The organism is Bradyrhizobium sp. HKCCYLRH3059 (genome assembly GCF_051168035.1).
In the GTDB taxonomy this organism is placed as follows: domain Bacteria; phylum Pseudomonadota; class Alphaproteobacteria; order Rhizobiales; family Xanthobacteraceae; genus Bradyrhizobium.
The window spans coordinates 84,972-105,947 of record NZ_JBNPUF010000011.1 but is presented as its reverse complement, the minus strand read 5'-3'; the positions used below and the strand labels follow the sequence as shown (position 1 = coordinate 105,947).

The window sequence follows — 20,976 nt, the reverse complement described above, 5'->3', positions numbered from 1 at the left end:
TCCGGACAACAACCGGATCGATCTACTTCACCGGGCGCTTCTCCAGCTTGCGCGCCAGCGTCCGGCGATGCATGCCGAGCCGTCTCGCAGCTTCGGAGATGTTGAAGTCGGTCTCGATCAGGGTCTGGTGGATGCGCTCCCATTCCAGGGTCTTGATCGAGGTGGAGCGCTCGGCCAACGCCACTTGCGCGTTGCCCTGCGCCTTGCGGAACGCCTCCTCGATGTCGTCGGTGTTCGACGGCTTGGCCAGATAGTGGCAGGCGCCGAGCTTGATCGCCTCGACAGCAGTGGCGATGCTGGCAAAGCCGGTCAGCACCACGATCAGCATCTCCGGATCGTGCGCATGCAGCTTCTCGACGCAGACGAGGCCGGAAGCCCCGCCGAGCTTGAGATCGACGACGGCATAACCGAACGTCTTCTCCTTGAGGATCTCGTCGACGTCCTCGAGCGAGCCGGCGACGACGGCCTCGTAGCCGCGCCGTTCGAACGAGCGCTTCAGGGTGCGTGCAAAACCGTCATCGTCCTCGACGATCAGGAGGGACAGGTCATTCGCCATCGCGCTCTCCAATGACAAGCGTCGACAACGGCAGTGACAGCCGGACGGTCGCTCCACGTCCCCGGTGGTTCCAGGCGGAAACGCTGCCGCCCAGCTTGCGGATCACGTTGACCACCAGGAAAAGGCCCAGGCCGCGGCCCGGGCGGCCCTTGCTCGACTGATAGGGACGTCCGAGTTGCCCCAGCATCGCCCGATCAAAACCCGGCCCGCGATCGCTGACGCTGAGCAGCAGCTGATCACCATCTCGTTCGACCACGAACTCCACCCACTCGCGCGAGACTTCGAACGCGTTGTCGAGCACGTTGACGATCGCCTGCTTCAGGGCGACGTCGGAGACGATCGCCGGATCCGAGCCGAACTCGTTGCGGAACATCAGATTGCGCGCCGAGCGCGCCGCGCTCCATTCGGCGACCAACGTCGTCAGGAACGCCTTCAACGTCGTCGGCGCCGAGCCTTCGCCGCGCGCCTGACCGGCCGAGACCAGGATGTCAGTCACGATCGACTTGCAGCGCTGCACCGCCGCTTCCATTTCGGTGAAATCCTCCGCGAGCGTCGGATCGGCAGAGATCACGGTCATGCGGCGCCAATCGTTCAGGATGACCGAGATCGACGCCAGCGGCGTGCCAAGCTCATGCGCGGCGCCTGAGGCGAGCAGGCCCATGCGGATGATGTGATCCTGCTCGACGGCGTGCTGGCGCAGATCGGCGAGTTTGGCGTCGCGCTCGCGCAGGTTCCGGTTGATGCGGGTGACGAAGACGACGAGCAGCACGGCGTCGAGCATGAAGCCGACGAACATGCCGGTGATGTGCAGGGTGAAGGCATCGCTGACATGATGCTGCGGCAGTTGCAGCGGGCGGTACTCGATGGTGAGCCAGATGAAGCTGAGCACCGTCAGCGCGACCAGCGACCAGGACGAGCGCGCGTCGAGCAGCACGGCCCCCAGCGTCACCTGCAGCAGATAGAGGCACGTGAACGGGTTCGACGCGCCGCCGGTGAGATAGAGCTCCGATGTCAACGCCACCACGTCGAGCATCAGCGCGATCAGCAAATGGCGATTGCCGACGTCGTCGCGCCTGCGCAGCCAGATATGGCTGGCGATGTTGAGCGCCACCAGCGCGCAGATGATCGCCGCCATCGGCAGCACCGGCAGCGCAATGCCGAACCAGGTGGTCACGAAGCCGATGGTGACGATCTGGCCGACCACGGCGATCCAGCGCAGCTGGATCAGCAGCACCATGTTCTTGCGGTTGGTCGCGTCCTTGGTCGGCAGCGGCGCGTTGATCTCGGGTGTGGCGATCGCGGCCACGACTCCGAACGGCAAATTGGGGGCCTCGCTGCTCATGAGGGCCCGTCCGATCTCCGCCGGCAGAACGGCAAGCGTCGATCGCTCAAGACGCCGTCCCGCATCCACCCATGTCCTGCCGCTGCTGATCCCATTCCACATCCTGCGCTGCCGGCGCGCCGGGCTCACGCTGCGCTCGGCGGAGCCGCTGCAGCCCGGCGCCGGCCAGCATGAGGGCCAATGTAAACCAGGTCAGCGCGTAAACCAGATGGTTGTTCGAAAACGAGATCACGGTGAGTCCGCCGATTGGAAGTCCGCCAGGATTCGGGGTCGCATCGGCATCGACGAAGAATGGTGCGACGTCGGACAGACCGCGCGCCGCCGCGATCGCCGCGACGTCACGTGAATACCAGCGATTCCCCGCGGGATCGTTGCGGCGGAGGAAGCCGCCGCCAGGCTCGGAGATCCGCAGCAATCCGGTCACGTTGACTGCGCCATCCCGGTTCCCCGCGCTGCGGCTTGCGGGGTCGCGGCGATCCGCGGGCACGAAGCCACGATTGACGAGCACGGCGCCGCCGGCGGTCTGCAGCGGCGTCACCACCCAATAGCCGGAGCCCTCGACCGTCAGCGCCTGGACCAGCGTCTCGCGGTCGTTGAGGAAGCGGCCGCTCAACGTTATCAGCTTGTACTCGTCGCTGCTGCGATCGATGGCCGGCCAATCCGCCGGGCTCGGCGCCGGCACGGGCGCGGCATGAACGCGGCGCTCGACGCGATCAATCAGGTCGAGCTTCCAGGCCCGCCGCTCGATCTGCCAGACGCCCAGCGCCAGCAGCATCGCGACGCAGGCAACCCACGCCGCAACGATCGCGAGCCGCAGCGCGCCGGATCGCCTGCGGCTGGCCTCGTCGCGTTCCCCTGCCCCGTCGGCAGGAGCTGACATCACGGCGTCTGGCCCATCTCGTGCACCGGCATCATGTTGGTGGTCAGGTGATGCATGACCCAGAGCGAGCCGCTGAGCGCGATCACCACCATGATGATGGTGAAGATCAGCGCCATCATGGTCCAGCCGCCCTCGGCCTTGGTGTTCATGTGCAGGAAGAAGATCATGTGGACGACGACCTGCACGGCCGCGAATGCCATGATGATCAGCGCCGTGGCCTGCTTGTCGAGCGAGCCGTTCATGACCAGCAGAAACGGAATCGCCGTCAGGACGACGGAGGCGCCGAAGCCGATCAGTTGGCCCGAGCGCGTGCCGGCATGGTCGTCCGCCGAACCGTGCGCGTGTGCATCAGAGCTCATCGAAGCATCCCCATCAGATAGACGAAGGTGAAGACACCAATCCAGATCACGTCGAGGAAGTGCCAGAACATGCTGAGGCAGACCAGCCGGCGGCGGTTAGCCTCGATCAGGCCGTGGGTCCCGACCTGCACCATCAGGGTGACCAGCCAGACCAGACCGAACGTCACATGCAGGCCGTGGGTTCCAACCAGCGTGAAGAACGACGATAGGAAGGCGCTGCGCTGCGGCGTCGCGCCCTCATGGATCATGTGCGCGAACTCGGTCAGCTCGATGCCGAGAAAGGCGAGGCCGAACAGCCCGGTCACCACGAGCCAGGCCTGCATCGCGCCAATGCGGTTCCGCTGCATCGACAGCATCGCGAAGCCATAGGTGAGCGACGACAGCAGCAGGAACGAGGTGTTGACCGCGACCAGCGACAGGTCGAACAGATCCTTCGGCGCCGGCCCGGCGGCGTACCTGGCGCCGAGCACGCCATAGACGGCAAACAGGATCGCAAAGATGAGACAGTCGCTCATCAGATAGATCCAGAAGCCGAGCATCGTGCTGCTGCCTTCGGGATGCTCGTGCTCGTCGACGACATAGAAGACCGGCTCCCCGGCCTTCATCGTGCCCATCGCAACGGTCATGACTTGGCTCCTGCCACGAGCAGCTTGGTGCGCGCGCGCTCGACGCTTATGACCTCATCGGCCGGGATGTGGAAGCTGCGGTGATAGTTGAAGGTGTGGCCGATCGCGACCGCGAGCAGCGCGACGAAGCTGCCTGCCGCCATCCACCACATGTACCAGATCAGTCCGAATGCCATGGTGGTGCTGAGGCCCGCCAGAATCACGCCGGTACCGGTGTTGCTCGGCATGTGGATCGCCTTGAAGCCGGCGAGCGGACGCGCGTAACCGCGGCGCTTCATGTCCCACCAGGCGTCGTTGTCGTGGACGACGGGCGTGAAGGCGAAGTTGTAGGCCGGCGGCGGCGACGACGTCGCCCATTCCAGGGTGCGCGCATTCCAGGGATCGCCGGAGACGTCGGCGAGCTGCTCGCGGCGGAGGATGCTGACCGCGATCTGGATCAGGAAGCTCGCGATGCCCAGCAGGATCAGGAACGCGCCGATGCCGGCGATGATGAACCATATCTGCAGGCTCGGATCGTCGAAGATGCGCAGCCGACGGGTCACGCCCATCAGGCCGAGCACGTAGAGCGGCATGAAGGCGAAGTAGAAGCCCACCGTCCAGAACCAGAACGACATCTTGCCCCAGAACGGATCGAGCCTGAAGCCGAACGCCTTGGGGAACCAGTAGGCGATGCCGGCGAACAGGCCGAACAGCACGCCGCCGATGATCACGTTGTGGAAATGCGCGACCAGGAACAGGCTGTTGTGCAAGACGAAGTCGGCCGGCGGCACTGCAAGCAGCACGCCGGTCATGCCGCCGATCACAAAGGTCAGCATGAAGGCGACCGTCCACATCATCGGCAGCTCGAAGCGGATGCGGCCGCGATACATCGTGAACAGCCAGTTGAACATCTTCGCGCCGGTCGGGATCGAGATGATCATCGTGGTGATGCCGAAGAACGAGTTCACGCTGGCGCCGGAGCCCATCGTGAAGAAGTGGTGCAGCCAGACCAGGTAGGACAGGATGGTGATGACGACGGTGGCGTAGACCATCGAGGTGTAGCCGAACAGCCGCTTGCCCGAGAAGGTCGAGGTCACCTCGGAGAAGATGCCGAAGGCCGGCAGGATGAGGATGTAGACCTCCGGATGGCCCCAGATCCAGATGAGGTTGACATACATCATCGGATCGCCGCCGAAATCATTGGTGAAGAAGTTGGTTCCGACGTAGCGATCGAGCGACAGCAGCGCCAGCACCGCCGTCAGCACCGGGAAGGAGGCGACGATCAGCACGTTGGTGCACAGCGAGGTCCAGGTGAAGACTGGCATCTTCATCATGGTCATGCCGGGCGCACGCATTTTCACGATCGTGCAGATCAGGTTGACGCCGGACAACAGCGTACCGACGCCGGCGACCTGCAGGGCCCAGATGTAATAGTCGACGCCGACATCCGGACTGTAGGAGAGGTTCGACAACGGCGGATAGGCCAGCCAGCCGGTGCGCGCGAACTCGCCGACGAACAGCGAGCACATCACCAGAACGGCGCCCGACGTGGTCATCCAGAAGCTGAAATTGTTGAGGAACGGGAACGACACGTCGCGGGCGCCGATCTGCAGCGGCACAACGTAGTTCATCAGGCCGGTGACCAAAGGCATCGCCACGAAGAAGATCATGATCACGCCGTGCGCCGTGAACACCTGATCATAGTGGTGCGAGTTGAGATAACCTTCGGAGCCGTTGAACGCGATCGCCTGCTGCAGCCGCATCATCAGCGCATCGGCAAAGCCGCGCAGCAGCATGACGATGCCGAGCACCATGTACATGATTCCGATGCGCTTGTGGTCGACGGTCGTGAACCACTCCTTCCAGAGATAGCCCCACAACCGGAAATAGGTGACGGCGCCGAACAGCGTGAGGCCGCCGAGCGCGACCATCGCGAAGGTGCCGACGATGATCGGCTCGTGCAACGGCAGCGACTCCAGCGTCAGCCGGCCGAAGATGAACCTGGTGAGATTGGCAGTGTCGAACATGATGTGACCCTCACGAATCCGACGTCACGAATCCGATTTGGAGGTTGTCCCCGTGATGAAGGTGGCCTTGGACGGCCGCAGCAGGCCGGGCCGCTCCAATCCACGGCCCTGCAGCGGCGTCCAGTCGAGCGGCGCCAGGACCGTCGGCGAGGAATCGTCGGCCATCCGCGTGACCTGATCGCCCGGCAGGCAGACGCCGCCGGCAACGAAGCTCGGCTCGGCGCCGAACACGGCGCCGCGGCCGGCGAACTTGTCGTAGGCGAGCGGCAGCGTGTTGCGGACGCCGGCCATGCCCATGCCGCCTCTCGCGTCGATCGCCATCATCTCGCTCATGCACATCTTGCCGGGCTCGACGCACATGTTGAGGATGGCGCGAAACAGGTCGCTATCCACCGATGCGTAGTAGCGGACCGGCTCGTTCGCGCTGGGACGCTCCAGCTTGAGATAGTCCGGCTTGCCAAGCCCGGCACCGCTGGCCTTGGCCTTCTCGATCCAACCGGCGAATTCGACATCAGACAGGCCATGAAAGGCAAAGCGCATGCCGGAGAAGCCGGCGCCGCTGTAGTTCGCCGAGAAGCCGCGATAGACGCCGGGCTTGTTGATGATGGCGTGCAGCCGGCTCTGCATGCCCGGCATCGCATAGATCTGGCCGGCGAGCGCGGGGATGTAGAACGAGTTCATCACCGACGACGAGGTGATCCTGAAATCGAGCGGCCGGTTCACCGGCGCCGCAAGCTCGTTGAGGCTGGCGATGCCATATTCGGGATAGATGAACAGCCACTTCCAATCGAGCGCGACGACGTCGACCTCGAGCGGCTTGTCCTGCGGCGTCACCGCGCGCTCGGCGGAGATGCGTCCGAGCGTGCGATAGGGATCGAGCAGATGCGTGCCCATCCACGTCACCGCGCCCAGGCAGATGATGATCAGCAGCGGCGCCGCCCAGATCAGAAGCTCGAGCTGGGTGGAGTGATCCCAATCCGGCGTGTAGGCCGCCGCCTGGTTCGACTGGCGGTAGCGCCAGGCCACGATGGCGGTTGCGGCCATCACCGGCACCACGATCAGCAGCATCAGCACGGTTGCGATGATCACGAGATCGCGCTGCTGGGCGGCCACGTCACCGGAGGGCGAGAGCACGACCAGATTGCAGCCTCCGAGCGCGAGCCCCAGCGGCAGCAGTGCCAAGAATTTCCAGTAACGCACGCTTAACCTCGTCGCACGGCGGATCTCTGAACGAGGCCTCACGTAGCGACCGGACGACACGGCCGACATTGGACAATTTGTCCAATACCGGAGCGGCGCCGAGGACGACAATTACGGGGCAACAATAGAGTATGAGAGGACTGCAGGCAGCGCGATGACACAGGCAGCGGCGACCGCCGACGGCGAAACCCATCTCTCCCGCACGCATGAGGCGCATCCGGGCGAGATCGCGATCGGCGTGATCATCGGGCGCACGTCGGAATTCTTCGACTTCTTCGTCTATGCCATCGCCTCGGTGATCGTGTTTCCGCGCCTCGTGTTTCCGTTCGCCGACGAACTGACGCAGACCCTGTATTCGTTCGCGCTGTTCGCGCTCGCCTTCATCGCACGCCCGTTCGGCAGCGTGATCTTCATGGCGATCGACCGCCGCTACGGCAAGAGCGCCAAGCTGATCACCGCATTGTTCCTGCTCGGCACCTCGACCGTCGCGATCGCGTTCCTGCCGAGCTACCACACCGTCGGCGCCGCGGCGATCTGGCTGCTGGCGCTGGCGCGGATCGGCCAGGGCCTCGCCTGGGGCGGCGCCTGGGACGGGCTGGCGTCGCTGCTCGCCATGAATGCGCCGGAGCACCGGCGCGGCTGGTATGCGATGATCCCGCAGCTCGGCGCGCCGCTCGGGCTGATCGTCGCCAGCGTGCTGTTCGCGTTCTTCGTCGGCTATCTCTCCGCGGCCGACTTCTTCGACTGGGGCTGGCGTTACCCGTTCTTCGTGGCGTTTGCCATCAACGTCGTGGCGCTGTTCGCGCGGTTGCGCATGGTCGTGACGCCGGAATATGACGAGCTGTTCCAGTCGCGCGAATTGCAGCCGGCACGCGTCGCCACCACGATTCGACACGAGGGTCGCAACATCGTGATCGGCGCCTTCGCGCCGCTGGCGAGCTTCGCGCTGTTCCACATGGTGACGGTGTTTCCGCTGTCCTGGGTGTTCCTCTTCACCAAGGAGACCCCGGCGCGCTTCCTGATCATCGAGGCCGTCGGCGCCGTGTTCGGCGTCGTCGCGATCGTGGTGTCCGGCATGCTGGCCGACCGCATGGGGCGCAAGTCGCTCCTGATCAGCTCGGCGATCGCGATCGCGGTGTTCTCCGGCTTCGCTCCGCAACTGCTCGACGCCGGCCCGGTCGGCGAGACCATCTACATGGTGCTCGGCTTCATCCTGCTCGGCCTGTCGTTCGGCCAGTCCTCGGGCGCGATCGCCGCCAACTTCGCGCGCACCTATCGCTACACGGCCTCGGCGCTCACCGCCGACCTCGCCTGGCTGTTCGGCGCCGGCTTCGCGCCGCTGGCGGCATTGGTGCTGGCGGCCAATCTCGGCCTGCTGTCGGCCGGCGGCTATCTCTTGTCCGGCGCCGTCTGCACCCTGCTCGCGCTGTGGCTCAGCGCGCCGCGCCAACTGCAGCAGGTGTGAGGCCTCACGAGCCGCGCCACTTCCGTTCCGCCTCGTCCCACGCAGCAAGCGGCTGCAGGTCCGGCACCCAGGCGAGGCCCGTCTTGGCATCCGACGACACCGCTTCCGGCGTGACGACCATGTCGAGCAGCGCCGGGCGGTTGGCCAGCGCGCGCTGGATCGCGGGGCCGAGCTGCTCCGCGGTCTCGACGCGCTCGGCATGCATGCCGAAGGCGCGCGCCATCGCCGCGTGATCGGCAAATTGTAGCCTGGTGCCGACCACCTTGCCATGGGTGACGGTCTGGTCGTGGACCTCGATCTGCCAGGCGCCGTTGTTGGCGACGACGATCAGCACCGGCGCCTTGTGGCGCACCGCGGTGTCGACCTCGATCGCGTTGAAGCCGAACGCGCCGTCGCCGGTCGCGACCACCACCGGCTTGTCTGGATAGGCCAGGCTCGCGGCAATGCCATAGGGCACGCCGATGCCGATACAGCCGAACGGGCCGGGATCGAGCATCAGGGGCGCGCTCAGGCCGACGCGGGCGAAGGACAGGAAATCACCGCCGTCGGTGATGACCACGGCGTCATTGCCGATCGCGTCCTGAATGGCCGAGAGCACGCGATTCGGATGCAACCGGCCGTCGGAGCCGGCCGGCGCCATCGCCATGCTCTGCTTCAGCTTGGCCGCGCGCTCCTGATGCGCGGCCCGCAGTCTTGCGGCCCATTGCCGATCGACGGCCGACTCGCGGTTGCCCGCCAGCCCCACCATCGCGCGCAAGGTCTCCGCTGGTGTCGCCAGGATCTCGGCCGCACCGCGACGGTTGTCGCGCAGCTCGCTGGCGGTGTCGCTGATGCGCACCAATTTGGCGTCCTTGAACACGGCCGGCGAGCCATAGGCGAGCTGGAAGTCGAGCCGGCGGCCGACCGTCAGCACCACATCGGCATCGCCCATCACGGCGCCGCGCATCGCGCCGACAACAGACGGATGATCATCAGGTACCAGCCCCCTGCTCTCACCGGTGTCGAGATAGACGGCGCCGAGCCGGTCGAGCAGCGCGATCAGCTCAGGGCCGGCACCGCGCGCGCCGCGGCCGGAGATGACGAGCACGCGGCGCGCCGACCACAACAGCTCGACCGCCTTCTCGACCTCGGCCGGATCAGGCCGCGCTGCCGCACGCGGCTTCGGCGCGAGATGCTCCTCCAGTTGCAGCGCCTTGGGCACGATGCCGCGCAAGGTATCCACCGGGAAATCGATGAAAACGGGCCCGGGCTCGCCGCCGTCGCCGAAGGCGCGGGAGATCGCCTCGTCGAGCTCCTGCAGCACCAGCGACGGCTCGCGCACGGTGCGCGCATAGCGCGTGATCGAGCGCACCAGCTGAGTGTGGTCCATGTCCTGCAGGCCGCCGCGGTTCTCCTGCGGCCGCGGATTGCCGCCCGAGATCACCAGCACCGGCGCGCGCGAGACATGGGCATTGGCGATGCCGGTGACCGCGTTGGTCATGCCCGGCCCGGCGGTGACCAGCGCGACGCCGAGCTCGCCGGTGAGCTCCGTATGCGCCTGCGCCATGTGCACGGCGGCGCGCTCGTCGCGCACGTCGATGATGCCGATGCCTTCCGCGTCCAGCCGCATCCAGATCGGCATGATGTGGCCGCCGCACAGCGCGAACACGCGGCTGACGCCGCGGCGCTTGAGCAGGCGGGCGATCAGATCGGCGGCACTGTCGGGAGAGATCTTCATCTGACGACTCCTGCGGATGGTGACGTGATCAGCCCGGCGCGAGCCAGGCCACGAGCAGCGAGACGGTGAGGACGGCGAAGATGTGTGAAACGAGAATCGAGCCGGAGGTGACGCCGGCCTCCAGGCCGTAGAGCTTGGCGATCGTGAATGGTCCCGAGCCGATCGGCAGCGCGCTCAGGATCACGGCCGAATGCGACCACAGCGGCGGCATCGAGAACACCTGAAAGGCGAGCAGCGCGGTCACCGCCGGCTGCATCACGAGCTTCAGCGAGACGAGGATGACGATCGAGGTCGCATCGCGCGTCGCGACGCGCTCCTGTGCCAGGAACAGCCCGATGCAGACCAGCGCGGCCGGCGAGGCTGCGCCGCCGAGCAAGGTCGTGAAGCTGAGGAATGGCGCCGGCAGTGAGAATCCGCTGAGGCCGACCGCCAGGCCGGCGACGGGCGCGATGAACAGCGGGCTGGTCAGCAGCGAACGCGCCACCTTGGCGACCGTCGCGCCCAGCGTGGCGCCCTTCTGCAGATCCATCTCGACGACCACGATCGCAAACAGGAACAGCACGCAGGCCGTGAACAAGGTGGCGATGATCGAGGCCGGCGCGCTGTCCGGACCGAACACCAGGAGGCACATCGGAATGCCCATGAAGCCGACATTGCTGTAGCCGGCGTCCAGCCCCTCGATGCTGGCGTTCGCAACGCGCCGGCCGCGCAGACGGCTGATCACGAAGCCCGTCGCGAACGTCGCGGCGATGCCGCCGCAGAACGCGCCGATGAAGCCGAACTGGCTGACCTGCTCGACGCCGATCTTGGACATCGCGGTGAAGATCAGCGCCGGCAGCGCCAGATAGACGGCAAAACGGTTGAGATTGTCGGTCGCGGTGCGATCGAACACGCCGAACCAGCCACACAGGAATCCGGTCAGGATCAGCGCGAAGATCGGAAGGGCGGAATTGAGGACGGCCTGCATCGCAACTACATATCAGACCGTAAGCCATTGCAGCGACTCACTGCGAGAATCTCTTCTTCAGCTCGCGATGCAGGATCTTGCCCGTCGCGTTGCGCGGCATCTCGGCGTCGGTGATGAAGGCGTAGGAGCGCGGCCGCTTGAAGCCGGCGAGCCGTTCTTTCGCCCATTCGACCAGGTCGCTCTCCTTCACCGCCATGCCGTCGCGCGCCACGATCACGGCATGGACCCGCTCGCCCCATTTGTCGTCGGGCAGGCCGATCACCGCGATATCCTTGACACCAGGATGCGCGCCGACCTGCGCTTCGACCTCGGAGGGATAGATATTCTCGCCGCCCGAGATGATCATGTTGCTCTTGCGGTCGGCGAGATGGATGTAGCCGTCGGCATCGCGGCGCGCCATGTCGCCGACCGAGCAGTAGTCACCGCGGAACGCCTCCGCGGTCTTCTCCGGCAGGCGCCAATAGCAGTCGAAGGTGTGCGCGTTCGACGAATAGAGCTCGCCCGCCTCGCCGTCCGGCACCTCGTGGCCGGCCTCGTCGAGGATGCGGATCGGTGCGGCGCCGACGCATTCGCGCCCGACCGAGCCGGGCTTGGTGAACTGCTCATGCGGATGCAGCATGGTGACCCAGCCGGTCTCGGTCGCGCCATACAGCTCGTAGAGCCCGGACTTCGGAAACATCTCCATCACTTCGCGCTTGGTCTCCGGGCGCGCCGGCGCCGAAGAGATCATCAGCTTGGTGACGGCGCTGAAATCATGCTGCGCGCGCACCGCGCGCGGCAGATCCAGCATCATGATGTAGTGAGTCGGCACCAGCGACGTGAACGTGGAGCCGCCATCGGCAAGCGTCGTCACGGCGTGCTCGGGATCGAAGCTCTTGCGCGAATAGATCGAGTTGACGCCGCCGATATAGCCGAACGCGCCGAAGAAGTTCAGCGAATTGGCATGGCACATCGGCATCACCAGCAGCGCGCCGTCGTTGCGGTTCAGCTTCAGCTCGATCTCGGTGACCATCGACAGCAGCACGGCGCTGCGATGACTGCGCAGCACGCCCTTGGGCTTGCCGGTCGTGCCCGAGGTGTACATCAACGTCCAGGGATCGGACAGCGCGACCTGCTGGTCCGGCTCGCGGTCCGCAGCCGCGGCGATGACGTCCTCGTAGCCGCGATAGCCTGCCGGACGCGGCCTGGTGCCAAAGTGGATGAAGCGGTCGTCGGCGATGCCAAGATCCTTGCGCGTCTCCTCGACCAGGCCCACGAGTTCGTCCTGCACGATGACAGCGGCCGCTTCGGCATTCTGCACGATGAACTGCATCTCGGGCGCGGTGAGGCGGAAATTGATCGGCAGCGCCACCAGGCCGGCCTTGGCCGTGGCTGCATAGATCTCGCACCATTCGACACAATTGTAGGCAAGGATCGCAACCCGATCGCCCTTGGCAAGGCCGAGCCCGAGCAGCGCGTTTGCGAGCCGGCACGCGCGCTCGTTCCACAGCGCAAAGCTCATCGCACGTTCGAGATCTCGGGCACCGGTGCGCTCCGGCGACATGCGCGCATGGGCCGACAGCATCTGCCCGAAATTCAAGAGATCCCTCATCGTCGTTTCCTCCCGGCAACCGGGTTCACGACGCCGACTGGCGCGCGCCTCCAGCGGAGCGCGATGAAGGTCGGCGGCGGATTAGTTGATATCCTTGGTGATCCGCACCAGCGTCTGATCGACGAAGCTCTTGGCGTCCTGATCCGGCTTGCGGAACAGCTCGCGCTCGACCGTCAGGGTCCGGCCGGGCACCGTCTTCTTGCAGACCTCGCGCAGGAACACGCCCCCGACGGGCTGCTCGCCTGCGGTCGGCTGCTGCTCCTTGCACTCCCAGCCCTCGGCGCCATAGCGCGACTTCACCTGGTTGCCGAGCAGGAACGCCTTCTTGCGAATATAGAGCCGCGCCTTCGGATCGGTCTCGATCGTCAGGCCGGTGACGGTGCCCTTGTCGTCGACCAGGACCGTCAGCAGCACGGGATGACCGGCCACCTTTGTGCCGTCCTGGCTGGTCTCCGGATCGAAATCGAAGCGCACCGCGTGCCGCGCCTGCTCGTCCGCGGGACAGTCGCGCCATGCCGACCACGCATTGAGCTTGCGATTCGGATCCTTGGCGCAAGTCAGATTGACATAGCCCTGATCGGGCAGGTCGCCGACCGGCATGCCGACGGTGATGTCACGCAGATCGTAGTTCGGCACCGCCTGCGCGGAGGCCGCGTGCATCACGAACGACAGCACGAACGTGGCGAAGATCGCAGCGCAGGTCGACCGCTTCATTTCGATGGCTCGCTTGCAGGCTTGGTGGCATTCGCCTTGTAGATATCGCAGACCCGCGACGTGTTGCCGAAGAAGGCGGTGCACTCGTCGTAGGTCGGCTCGCCGCGCCCCTTGATGTGCGCGAGCACGTAGTCTGCGACCGCCTCGATGTCGTTCGGCCGCAGGAACACGCCGCCTTCCGGCGGCATGCGCTCGCCGACATCCTGGCGGCTCATGCCGTAGCACTTCGCCGTGTCATAGGAGCCGCGCGCGAAGTACGGCATGCCCGTCCCGGGCCGGCCGCAGGTCACGGTCTCGATGATCTGGTCACGAGTGAGCTGCGTCCTGCGCAGCGACAGCGCGTCGCCGCCATAGCCACCACCGCCATTGCCGTGCCATTTGTGGCAGCCGACGCAGTTCGCGCGCTTGAACACGGCCTTGCCGGCCTCGGTCGGATCCGCCGGCGCCGCGGACTGCGCCAACGCGAGCGAAGCGGAGCCGAGGACGAGAGCCGACGTCACGGCGAACGTGATCGCACTGAGTTTCATCTGATCTTCTTGTCGAACAGGGGATAGGAGGCGGAGCGGAGGCCATGCCTCCGCTCCGCAGCCGACTTCACAGCGAGAAGACGTAGAGCATCGAGCCGGGCTGGATCTTCTTCAGCTCGGGCGTGGATTCGATGAACCACTTGTCCCAGGCGCCGCCGAGACCGACCAGGATCGCGACATACTGCTTGCCGTCGACCGAGAACGTCACGGGAGGCGCATTGACGCCGCCACCGGTGTTGAACTCCCACAGCTTCTGCAGGGTCTTGGCATCGAGCGCCATCACCTCGCCCGAGGGCTGGCCGGTGAAGACGAGGTCAGGCGTCGACAGCATGCCGCCGAGATTCGGGAACGGCGTCTCCATCTTGCCGGCGATCTTGCCGGTGGTGACGTCGATCGCGGTCACGCTGCCCGTGATCTTGAACGGCTGGCTCGGTCCGCCGCCGGTCCAGAACTCGCGCGGCTTCAGCTTGTCCTTGGTCGCTTCTTCCACGGTGATCCGGTTGCAGCTCTCGATGACAGGGATGTACCAGAGCTTCAGGTCCGGATTGTACGAGGTCGGCGGCCAGTTCTTGCCGCCCATGTTGCCTGGGCAGATGTCCGCGACCTTGTTCTCACGATGCGGCGACACCGACGCATTGTAGCGCTGCACCGGGTTCTTCGGATCATACTCGATCGGCTTGCCGGTCTCGGCATCGAGCCCCTTGGTCCAGGTCACCTTCTTGACGAAGGGAAGGCCCCAGATGAACTTGCCGCTGGTGCGGTCGATCGCATAGGCAAAGCCGTTGCGGTCGGCCTCGAGCGCGAGCTTCAGGGTGGAGCCGTTCGGCGCGGGCACATCGACCAGGACATTCTCGGCGACGCTGTCATAGTCGAAGGGATCGTTCGGCGTGTGCTGATAGTGCCACTTGATCTTGCCGGTGTTGGCATCGAGCGCCAGCGAACTGTCGGTGTAGAGGTTGTCGCCCGGACGATAGGCGTTGTCCCAGTCCGGACCGGGATTGCCGACGCCCCAGATGATGGTGTCGGTCGCCGGGTCGTAGGTCCCGGTCACCCAGGTCGAGCCGCCGCCGGCCGCGGCCGCGTCGTTGCTGTCCTTCCAGGTCTCGCTGCCCGGCTCGCCCTTCCCCGGAATGGTGTGAGTGCGCCAGACCTCCTTCTGCGTGCCGAGATCGGTCGCCGCGATCCAGCCGCGGATGCCGTATTCGGCGCCGGCCACGCCCGAGATCGCCATGTTCTTCACGATCAGCGGCGCACCGGTGATCACCTCGCCCTTGTCGGGATCGGCGACCTGGCGCTGCCAGGCGACCTGTCCGGTCTCCTTGTTGGTCGCGATCAGGCGGCCGTCGAGCGTGTGCGAAATGACGAGATTGCCCCACAGCGCGACGCCGCGATTGTCGACGCCGCAGCAGGCGATCGCACCGGCCCAGTCGTGATCCGTCTTCGGATCCATCTTCCAGACCAGTTGGCCTTTGCCACCGCGCGCGTCGATCTTGTAGACCGAGCCCCAGCCGTCGGTGACGTAGATCATGCCGTTCTCGACGATCGGCGTGCCTTCGAGACCGCCGTGGCTCCAGATGCCGCCGCCCTCGACGCCGCCGAGATGCATCGTCCAGGCGACCTTCAGGTTCTTGACGTTATCCTTGTTGATCTCCTTCAGCGCCGAGAACCGTGTGCCCGAGTAGTTCTTATGATGGTGCAGCCAGTTGCCGGCTTCGTTGTCGGCGTTGAGAAGCCGTTCGGGGGTCATCTCGTCGGCGGCCTGCGCCGGCGATGCAAGCTGGAAACAAGCGAAGGCTGCGCTGGCCAGCAGCACCGCCCGCAGGGTCGACCTGACGTTAGTCCTCATCGTTTCCTTCTCCCATTATATTGATTATGAGTTCGAGCGAATACCGCTCCGCCAAGCGCGACGGCGGAGGGCAGCAGGCGACAAACACGCTTCAAGGGGACTTGCGAACCTCGACCTCCGTTTCGATGGATCCTGCTTTCTGGAACACGATCGTGCAGGTGAAGCGCTGGCCTGGCTCGAGCGGCTCCCGCGTCTGCAGCAGCATCACGTGATAGGCGGTCGGCAGCAGCACCAGCGTGCTGCCCGCGGCAATTGGAATGTTGGGAATGGAGCGCATCGCCGGCGCGCCTTCGCCGCGGTCGACGGTGTGCCGCTCCGAAAAATTGGCGATCGGACAACGCACGCGCATCAACGCTTCCGGCGCGCTCGTGTCATTCTTGATCGTGATCAGCAACGGGATGTCGCGTCCCACCTCGGGCGCCGCCGGCACCCACGCATCCGACAGGGTCAGGCCTTCTCCGGCCACCCCGAGCGCAGGCGCCATCGCTGCAACCGACGCCACAGAGGCCGCCAGCAATGCGCGCGAGACCGCCGGCATCACGCCGGCGCGCACGCTGCCCTCCGAGCGCGCGGACCAAACCTGATCGCGCTCCAGACTGGTCGGATCTTCCGACAACGGAGTCCCTCCCCTATATGGCCGCCTCTTTAACTTGCCCTAGGGCGGCGCCCTTTTTTGAATTCGTACTCTGAATTCGAATACGTCGCAAATGGATTTTCTGTCTTGACATGCTAATGTCCGGCAAAATGTGATGACCCATGCGAATCGTGCCCGCCGCTCCCTCTCTGGTCGACCAGGTCGTCGAAGCCATCACTGACGAGATCGTCAGCGGCGTTCTCGCGCCGGGCTCGCGGCTGATCCAGGACGATCTGGCCCAGGCTTACGGAGTGTCGCGCCAGCCGGTTCAGCAGGCGCTGATCCTGCTGCGCGGCTGCGGGCTGGTGCAGAGCGCGCCGGGCCGCGGGTTGATCGTGGCGCCGCTCGACCCCGGCTTCGTCCGGGACCTCTATGAGATGCGGGCAGTGCTCGAAGGCCTCGCGGCGCGACTGGCCGCCGAGCGGGCGAGCGATCGCGCTGCGCGCGAAGGTCCGGCCTACATCGCGGCCGGCTACGAGGCGGTGAAGAGCGGGCTCGTCAACCGCAAGATCGAGACCGACATCGCCTTCCATCGCTTCCTCGGCGACCTCTCCGGCAACGCGCTGATCGGCGAGACGATGGCACCGCATTGGCCGTGCCTGAAGCGGGTGATGTCCGACGTGCTGCAGAAGGAGCAGAGCATGTCACGGATGGTCTGGGACGAGCATGAGGACATTCTTGCAGCCGTCATCGAGGGCCGCAGCGCCGAGGCCGAACGGCTGAGCCGGGAGCACATTTCGCGCGCGGCCAGCGTGTTCATCCATCACCTCGAAATCCAGCAGGACAGCAAGTCCAAGCAGCGGCGGACGCTCACTGCGCGGAAATTCCCGCTATGACTCCGTTCAAACCGACAGCGGCCGCAATGCGAGCGCTGGGCTCCGGCACGGCAGCCTCGCATTCGCGACCGGACATCACACCTGATCCCGTGGAGGCCGTGTGCCGCCGCTGAAGACCCAGCCGAGCCTGACCGAACGCGTCTACGAGCGCATTCTCTCCGACATCGTCGGCGGGGAGTTGCCGGAATCTGCCCGCCTCATCCAGGACGATCTGGCCCGCGACCTCGGCGTCTCGCGCCAGCCGGTGCAGCAGGCCCTGCTGCTGCTGCGCAATCAGGGCTTTGTGCGCGAGGCGCCGGGCCGCGGCCTGGAAGTCGCGCCGATCGACACCGACTTCATCCGCAACCTCTATGAAATACGCGCGGTCGCCGAGGGCCTCGCCTGCCGGCTCGCGGCGACCCGCGGCGCCAAGCGAGCGGCCGAGGAAGGCCCGAATTTGATCGAGCAGGGCCGGCGCGCCGAGCGCGAGCATTCGGTCGAGAAGCTGATCGAGGCCGACGTCAGGTTTCATGAATTCCTCTACGAGATCTCCGGCAACTCCGTCATCCAGGACACCACCCTGCCGCATTGGCTGCATCTGCGCCGGCTGATGGGCGAGGTGCTGATGCGCGACGAGACGCCGCGGCGGATCTGGGATCAGCATGAGGACATCCTGCGGGCGGTGATCGCGGGCGATGCGCAGACAGCCGAGGATCTTGCCAGGCAGCACATCACGCGAACCGCAACCGTGCTGCTGGCGCGGTTGACCAATCAGCGCGAGCGCGTGCCGGTCGCAACGGCGTCCTGATCACCTCGGGCTTGGCTTCTGCCCGCAACATCCGACGGCACCGCCGTCAGGAACCCCAGCATCGTTTCGAAGGGATACCCAGCATCCCACTTCAGCGTCGGCAGCAGCGCCGCCGCTATGGTCAAGCCGCCGGCAAGCTGAAAGAGAACGTGGCGCCGCCCTGCGGCTCGTTGCTGGCCAACAGCTCGCCGCCGTGCTCGCGGACGATGCCGTAGCTGATCCACAGCCCGAGCCCCGTCCCCTCCCCGACGCGCTTGGTCGTGAAGAACGGCTCGAAGATGTGGGTCAGATGATCCTTGTCGATGCCCGGGCCGTTATCGGTGATGCGAAAGGCGATCTCGCTGCCCTGGCGCGCCACCGCGACCAGAAGGCGCGGCAGGTCGGTCGATCGCATCGCGTCGATCGCGTTCTCCACGAGGTTGACGATCACCTGATGCAGCTGGCCTTCGTTGCCCAAGATCCACAGATCCGGCTCGACCTCGATCTGGATGTCGACACGATGCTGCTTGGTGCGCCCTGCCCACAGCACGGCCGTATTGATCAGTCGCTCGATGTTGACGCGCTCGACCTCGCCGAGCTTCGAGAACGACAGGCGGCGCAGGTTCTTGACGATCTCGCTGATGCGCACCGCGCCTTCCACCGTGCCGTCGATCAGCGGCCCGAAATCCTCGAGGATGGCGTCGATCCTCAGATCCGAGCGAAGCGCGGCGATGTCCTCGCTGACCGGCTGCTCATGGATGGCATCGAGATAGCCGACCAGCGAGGTGCGGTAGCGCATCAGGGTGTGGATGTTGCCATAGACGAAGCTGATCGGATTGTTCAGCTCGTGGGCCACGCCGGCGACGAGCCGGCCGAGGCTCGCCATCTTCTCCTGCTCGACCAATTGCCGCTGCGCCCGCTGCAACTCCTGATGCGCCTTGTGCAGGGCCTCATAGGCGCGGCGCAGCTCGCCGATCGGACGGCCCGTCAGCACGACGCCGATGAAGCGGCCGCGATGGTCATGCCGCGGCGAGCTGTTGATCGCGAACAGATCGGAGCTGACGCCGGCTGCCGCGGCAAAGCGCAATTCACCGTCGACCACATCGGCGCTGCTGCGCGGCTTCAGCAGCGAGGCGAGCTTGGGCCGATGATCGGGATCGATCATCTCGGCGATATCGCGACCGGCGATGTCGGCCAAGGCCCGTCCCGATGTCTGCAGGAATGCGGAGTTGGCCTGCTGTACCGTGCCCCCGGCGTCGCAGACGACCAGGATGTCGGAGACGGACTCGATGACGTTGGTGACGAAGGCCTGGGCTTCCTCGAGCTCGGCGTTCTTGTGCTCGAGATCGACCTCGTAGCGCAGCAGGTCGGAATAGACCTCGTCCATCTTGCGGATCACTTCGATCCACACGCCTTCGCGCTCGCTGTCGAGTTCGAGCGTACTGCTGCTCGCGATCAGCTTGAGCAGCGTGTCAGCCCCGGACTCAGGAGAGTGAGTGGCCTTTGCCATGTTTCTTCAGATCGTATCTCGACAATTTGTTCCGGAGCCCCACCCTTGACAGGCCGAGCTCGCTGGCGACGCGACTGATGTTACCATCATATTTCTCCAGACAGTGAACGATGATGGTCTTTTCAAGATCCTCGACCCTGTCCTTCAGGCTCCCGGAACCGTTGAGCTTGCCATTGGCGATCGCGGGCGCGGCGCGGCGGCCGTTGCGCCGGCCGGCGAACGGCGGACAGCGCAGTTCGTCGGCATCGGCCAGCACGGCCATGCGCTGGATCTCGTTCTGCAACTCGCGAACATTGCCGGGCCAGTGATAGCGGGAGAATTCCTCCAGCGCCGCCGGTGCGAACCGCAGATGCGGCCGGTTGAACGATGTCTTCACCGCCGACAGCACGCCCTCGGCGATCAGCGGAATATCCATCGGACGCTCGCGCAAGGACGGCATGTGCACCGGAAACGCGGCGAGCCGGTAGTACAGATCGCGGCGGAAGCGGCCGGCTTCGACTTCGGCCTCGAGATCCCGGTTGGTGGCCGCGACCACGCGCACGTCGACCTGGCGCACGCGCTGCGCGCCGAGCGGCCGGATCTCGCTCTCCTGCAGCACGCGCAGCAACTTGACCTGAAAGGCGGGGGATGTCTCGCCGATCTCGTCGAGAAAGATGGTGCCGCCGTCGGCGACCTCGAACAGGCCGATGCGGTCCTGATAGGCGCCGGTGAACGCGCCCTTCTTGCAGCCGAACAGCTCGCTCTCGAGCAGCTCATCGGGCAGCGCGCCGCAATTCTCGACCACGAAGGCCTTGGTGGCGCGCGCAGAGCCATAGTGAATCGCACGCGCCAGGAGCTCCTTGCCGGTGCCGGATTCGCCGGTGATCAAGACCGAGATGTCGTAGTCGGCGGCGCGCCGGCCGAGCTCGATCACGTTGCGCATCGGGCTCGCCGCCGAATGCACGATGCGGTCGAAATCATAGAGCTGCTTGGCGGCGCCGCGCTTGACCGACACCACCTTCTTGATGTGGGCCGGCGTGGCCTTCACGTCGACGCCGGCGGTCTCCGTCTCCTTCTGCAGCCGGTACAACTGCACGGCCTCGCGGACGATCTCGATCAGGCGATCCGGCTGCCAGGGCTTTGTGATGTACTGATAGATGCCGGCCTCGTTGAGGCCGGCGATGATGTCCTCGGAGTCCGAATAGCCGGAGATGATCATCCTGACAGGGTCGGGCCACATCTCGCGCACGCGCTTCAGGAAGCTGACGCCGGATTCCTGCGGCATGCGCTGGTCGCAGATCACGGCGTGCACGATCTCGCCTTCGAGCAGCTTCTCCGCGTCGTTCGTGTTGCCGGCACACAAGACCTCGAAGTCCTGGTTGAGGACGCGGCGCAGCGCCTCCTGCGACCGGACCTCGTCATCCACGACCAGTATCGTTCCCTGGATCCCCATCG

Annotated in this window: 19 protein-coding genes; 3 read left to right on the top strand and 16 right to left on the bottom strand. The window is 65.6% G+C overall.

Annotated elements, in window-relative coordinates:
- Positions 1-22 precede the first annotated feature (22 nt).
- Genes ACQR13_RS28530 through cyoA form a run of 7 tightly spaced genes read right to left on the bottom strand, consistent with a single transcriptional unit; the run spans position 23 to position 6,969 of the window.
- Positions 23-556: a response regulator transcription factor gene (locus ACQR13_RS28530; RefSeq protein WP_315713466.1), complete on the bottom strand. Its 534-nt coding sequence runs from the start codon at positions 554-556 to the stop codon at positions 23-25.
- Positions 546-1,898 carry an ATP-binding protein gene (locus tag ACQR13_RS28525; RefSeq protein WP_315769204.1) on the bottom strand — a complete coding sequence of 451 codons (1,353 nt, stop codon included), beginning with the start codon at positions 1,896-1,898 and terminating at the stop codon, positions 546-548. The genes ACQR13_RS28530 and ACQR13_RS28525 overlap by 11 nt, the downstream gene beginning before the upstream one ends.
- 46 nt (positions 1,899-1,944) lie before the next feature.
- Entirely contained in the window at positions 1,945-2,778 is an 834-nt protein-coding gene (locus tag ACQR13_RS28520) for an SURF1 family protein (protein WP_434841430.1), read from the bottom strand.
- Positions 2,778-3,137, bottom strand: a complete 360-nt coding sequence (gene cyoD / locus ACQR13_RS28515; protein ID WP_315752397.1) for a cytochrome o ubiquinol oxidase subunit IV — start codon at positions 3,135-3,137, stop codon at positions 2,778-2,780. Before cyoD ends, ACQR13_RS28520 begins: the two co-directional genes overlap by 1 nt.
- Positions 3,134-3,763, bottom strand: a complete 630-nt coding sequence (gene cyoC / locus ACQR13_RS28510) for a cytochrome o ubiquinol oxidase subunit III (RefSeq protein WP_315752396.1) — start codon at positions 3,761-3,763, stop codon at positions 3,134-3,136. The genes cyoD and cyoC overlap by 4 nt, the downstream gene beginning before the upstream one ends.
- Complete coding sequence (gene cyoB, locus ACQR13_RS28505) at positions 3,760-5,769, bottom strand: cytochrome o ubiquinol oxidase subunit I (RefSeq protein ID WP_315752395.1); 2,010 nt, start codon at positions 5,767-5,769, stop codon at positions 3,760-3,762. The genes cyoC and cyoB overlap by 4 nt, the downstream gene beginning before the upstream one ends.
- 24 nt (positions 5,770-5,793) lie before the next feature.
- The gene (cyoA, locus tag ACQR13_RS28500) at positions 5,794-6,969 is read right to left on the bottom strand and encodes a ubiquinol oxidase subunit II (RefSeq protein ID WP_315752394.1); all 1,176 of its coding nucleotides are present in this window, start codon (positions 6,967-6,969) and stop codon (positions 5,794-5,796) included.
- A 154-nt stretch (positions 6,970-7,123) separates the two neighbouring features.
- On the opposite strand from cyoA, the gene ACQR13_RS28495 reads away from it, so the two are divergent.
- Complete coding sequence (locus tag ACQR13_RS28495) at positions 7,124-8,434, top strand: MFS transporter (RefSeq protein WP_315752393.1); 1,311 nt, start codon at positions 7,124-7,126, stop codon at positions 8,432-8,434.
- A 4-nt stretch (positions 8,435-8,438) separates the two neighbouring features.
- Here the strand turns inward: ACQR13_RS28495 and ACQR13_RS28490 are convergent, their stop codons facing one another.
- The 7 genes from ACQR13_RS28490 to ACQR13_RS28460 form a co-directional block, all read right to left on the bottom strand.
- Positions 8,439-10,151 (bottom strand): thiamine pyrophosphate-binding protein, encoded by a 1,713-nt coding sequence (locus ACQR13_RS28490; RefSeq protein ID WP_316172372.1) that lies wholly within the window; start codon positions 10,149-10,151, stop codon positions 8,439-8,441.
- Positions 10,152-10,179: 28 nt separating this feature from the next.
- Positions 10,180-11,118, bottom strand: coding sequence for an AEC family transporter (locus tag ACQR13_RS28485; RefSeq protein WP_316172371.1), 939 nt, complete (start codon positions 11,116-11,118; stop codon positions 10,180-10,182).
- 37 nt (positions 11,119-11,155) lie between these two features.
- Positions 11,156-12,709, bottom strand: a complete 1,554-nt coding sequence (locus ACQR13_RS28480) for an AMP-binding protein (protein WP_316172370.1) — start codon at positions 12,707-12,709, stop codon at positions 11,156-11,158.
- 81 nt (positions 12,710-12,790) lie between these two features.
- Positions 12,791-13,423, bottom strand: coding sequence for a hypothetical protein (locus ACQR13_RS28475; RefSeq protein ID WP_315825299.1), 633 nt, complete (start codon positions 13,421-13,423; stop codon positions 12,791-12,793).
- Positions 13,420-13,950: a c-type cytochrome gene (locus ACQR13_RS28470; protein WP_315713478.1), complete on the bottom strand. Its 531-nt coding sequence runs from the start codon at positions 13,948-13,950 to the stop codon at positions 13,420-13,422. Before ACQR13_RS28470 ends, ACQR13_RS28475 begins: the two co-directional genes overlap by 4 nt.
- 67 nt (positions 13,951-14,017) lie before the next feature.
- Positions 14,018-15,796: a PQQ-dependent dehydrogenase, methanol/ethanol family gene (locus ACQR13_RS28465; RefSeq protein WP_315825300.1), complete on the bottom strand. Its 1,779-nt coding sequence runs from the start codon at positions 15,794-15,796 to the stop codon at positions 14,018-14,020.
- Positions 15,797-15,887: 91 nt separating this feature from the next.
- The gene (locus ACQR13_RS28460; protein WP_315825301.1) at positions 15,888-16,412 is read right to left on the bottom strand and encodes a copper chaperone PCu(A)C; all 525 of its coding nucleotides are present in this window, start codon (positions 16,410-16,412) and stop codon (positions 15,888-15,890) included.
- A 140-nt stretch (positions 16,413-16,552) separates the two neighbouring features.
- Here ACQR13_RS28460 and ACQR13_RS28455 point away from each other — a divergent pair, with 140 nt between their 5' ends.
- Together ACQR13_RS28455 and ACQR13_RS28450 are read left to right on the top strand one after the other, a co-directional pair.
- Positions 16,553-17,266: a GntR family transcriptional regulator gene (locus ACQR13_RS28455; RefSeq protein WP_315713481.1), complete on the top strand. Its 714-nt coding sequence runs from the start codon at positions 16,553-16,555 to the stop codon at positions 17,264-17,266.
- A gap of 100 nt (positions 17,267-17,366) precedes the next feature.
- Complete coding sequence (locus tag ACQR13_RS28450; RefSeq protein WP_315825303.1) at positions 17,367-18,053, top strand: GntR family transcriptional regulator; 687 nt, start codon at positions 17,367-17,369, stop codon at positions 18,051-18,053.
- Positions 18,054-18,174: 121 nt separating this feature from the next.
- On the opposite strand, the gene ACQR13_RS28445 is transcribed toward ACQR13_RS28450, so the two are convergent.
- Together ACQR13_RS28445 and ACQR13_RS28440 are read right to left on the bottom strand one after the other, a co-directional pair.
- Complete coding sequence (locus tag ACQR13_RS28445; protein WP_315825304.1) at positions 18,175-19,542, bottom strand: sensor histidine kinase; 1,368 nt, start codon at positions 19,540-19,542, stop codon at positions 18,175-18,177.
- Entirely contained in the window at positions 19,517-20,974 is a 1,458-nt protein-coding gene (locus tag ACQR13_RS28440) for a sigma-54-dependent transcriptional regulator (protein ID WP_315713484.1), read from the bottom strand. The genes ACQR13_RS28445 and ACQR13_RS28440 overlap by 26 nt, the downstream gene beginning before the upstream one ends.
- Positions 20,975-20,976: the final 2 nt, after the last annotated feature.

Bases quoted from the DNA above. Each gene is read 5' to 3' on its own strand.
- ACQR13_RS28530 (WP_315713466.1), bottom strand. From the start codon at position 556: ATGGCGAATGACCTGTCCCTCCTGATCGTCGAGGACGATGACGGTTTT.
- ACQR13_RS28525 (WP_315769204.1), bottom strand. From the start codon at position 1,898: ATGAGCAGCGAGGCCCCCAATTTGCCGTTCGGAGTCGTGGCCGCGATC.
- ACQR13_RS28520 (WP_434841430.1), bottom strand. From the start codon at position 2,778: ATGTCAGCTCCTGCCGACGGGGCAGGGGAACGCGACGAGGCCAGCCGC.
- cyoD (WP_315752397.1), bottom strand. From the start codon at position 3,137: ATGAGCTCTGATGCACACGCGCACGGTTCGGCGGACGACCATGCCGGC.
- cyoC (WP_315752396.1), bottom strand. From the start codon at position 3,763: ATGACCGTTGCGATGGGCACGATGAAGGCCGGGGAGCCGGTCTTCTAT.
- cyoB (WP_315752395.1), bottom strand. From the start codon at position 5,769: ATGTTCGACACTGCCAATCTCACCAGGTTCATCTTCGGCCGGCTGACG.
- ACQR13_RS28495 (WP_315752393.1), top strand. From the start codon at position 7,124: ATGACACAGGCAGCGGCGACCGCCGACGGCGAAACCCATCTCTCCCGC.
- ACQR13_RS28490 (WP_316172372.1), bottom strand. From the start codon at position 10,151: ATGAAGATCTCTCCCGACAGTGCCGCCGATCTGATCGCCCGCCTGCTC.
- ACQR13_RS28485 (WP_316172371.1), bottom strand. From the start codon at position 11,118: ATGCAGGCCGTCCTCAATTCCGCCCTTCCGATCTTCGCGCTGATCCTG.
- ACQR13_RS28480 (WP_316172370.1), bottom strand. From the start codon at position 12,709: ATGAGGGATCTCTTGAATTTCGGGCAGATGCTGTCGGCCCATGCGCGC.
- ACQR13_RS28475 (WP_315825299.1), bottom strand. From the start codon at position 13,423: ATGAAGCGGTCGACCTGCGCTGCGATCTTCGCCACGTTCGTGCTGTCG.
- ACQR13_RS28470 (WP_315713478.1), bottom strand. From the start codon at position 13,950: ATGAAACTCAGTGCGATCACGTTCGCCGTGACGTCGGCTCTCGTCCTC.
- ACQR13_RS28465 (WP_315825300.1), bottom strand. From the start codon at position 15,796: ATGAGGACTAACGTCAGGTCGACCCTGCGGGCGGTGCTGCTGGCCAGC.
- ACQR13_RS28455 (WP_315713481.1), top strand. From the start codon at position 16,553: ATGCGAATCGTGCCCGCCGCTCCCTCTCTGGTCGACCAGGTCGTCGAA.
- ACQR13_RS28445 (WP_315825304.1), bottom strand. From the start codon at position 19,542: ATGGCAAAGGCCACTCACTCTCCTGAGTCCGGGGCTGACACGCTGCTC.
- ACQR13_RS28440 (WP_315713484.1), bottom strand. From the start codon at position 20,974: ATGGGGATCCAGGGAACGATACTGGTCGTGGATGACGAGGTCCGGTCG.